Source organism: Lysinibacillus sp. NPDC093688, assembly GCF_050280145.1.
Classification (GTDB): domain Bacteria; phylum Bacillota; class Bacilli; order Bacillales_A; family Planococcaceae; genus Lysinibacillus; species Lysinibacillus xylanilyticus_B.
The window spans coordinates 1-1,257 of the sequence record NZ_JBNNUX010000106.1; the positions used below are offsets into that span (position 1 = coordinate 1).

Genomic DNA, 1,257 nt, shown 5'->3' on the forward strand with positions numbered 1-1,257 from the left:
TAAATTCCTTAGATTGAGTAATTTGCTAAGTTAATGCTTGCGTTCAAATCTCTATCCAACTTTAATCCACAAGAGCAGATATATAATCTGTCTTTTAGTTTCATATCGGATTTGATCTGTCCACAACAAGAACAAGTTTTTGATGATGGAAACCATCTGTCGGCTTCAATAAATTCAATTCCGTATTTTTGACATTTGTATTGAATTTGCCGTTTGAATTCATATAACTTTTGCCCGGCTACCACCTTCGCCAGATGTTTATTTTTCATCAACCCTTTTACATGTAAATGTTCCATTACAATACGAGATGGCTTGGTTTTCACAATCTCAATAGAACATTGATGTAAATGATTTGTTCGGATGTCGTTAAGTCGCTTATATAAATTACGGATTTCAGCATTTTGTTTTTGAATATTTTTCATATTCTTTAAAGGTGTTTTATAAATTGGCTTTCGATTTTTAGTATACTCTTTCGTATTGGCTTCAAACTTACAAGCTAGTTGTCGTTGTTCTCGTTTCAACTTTTGCTCTAATCGTTTGACTTCTTTGGTCTTGTTGATGTTCTTTTTGAACTCGCCATCAGAACAAACTGCCAATTTTTCAATACCTACATCAATTCCTAAACTTTCGCCTGTCAAATCATATTGCTCAAATACTTGATCAAATCCAATTGATAGGAACCAATTTCGTCCGTCAAATGAAATGCGTGGATTCGAATATTTATGACCTTTTTTAAGCTTAGGAAGTGCATTGCAAGTTTTTACACTACCAATCTTTTCACCTCTAAAACCTTCATTTGTTCGTTTTAAACTTTCGTAATTTACATAAAAACTAACTTTACTTCTTCGTCTGCTTTTGAACCTTGGCTTTTCCGTAATGCCTTCGAACCAACGCTTTCTAGCAATATCGGCATCTTTTACCGCCTGTTTCATCACATTGCTTCCGACTTCCTTAAGCCACTTATGCGTTGTTGGTTTCAGTTCATTATTGATTTTCTTACGAACTTCGCCCTCTTTGACTGTACGCTTCTCGTCGTTATAAATACGTTCGCTTTCAGCCAAGAAATAATTGTAAGCCCATCTCGCAGTCCCCGCAGATTTCCAAAACAAAACTTCTTGTTCTTTAGTTGGCTTTAGTCTTATCTTTGTCGCTAGCGTTACAACATTTACACCAACACGTTTAGCAAATTTCCCAATGGACATTAATTCCATGCGTACCACCTCTCTTCACTATGATAAAATCACATTACCCTATTTA

1 protein-coding gene is annotated in these 1,257 nt (G+C 35.2%); it reads right to left on the reverse strand.

All coding sequences use genetic code 11. The annotated features are described in order from the left end of the window. Positions 1–8 precede the first annotated feature (8 nt). On the reverse strand, positions 9–1,211 hold the full coding sequence (locus ACQKN2_RS25330) for an RNA-guided endonuclease InsQ/TnpB family protein (protein WP_427417368.1): 1,203 nt from the start codon (positions 1,209–1,211) through the stop codon (positions 9–11). Positions 1,212–1,257 lie beyond the last annotated feature (46 nt).

Bases quoted from the DNA above. Each gene is read 5' to 3' on its own strand.
- ACQKN2_RS25330 (WP_427417368.1), bottom strand. From the start codon at position 1,211: ATGGAATTAATGTCCATTGGGAAATTTGCTAAACGTGTTGGTGTAAAT.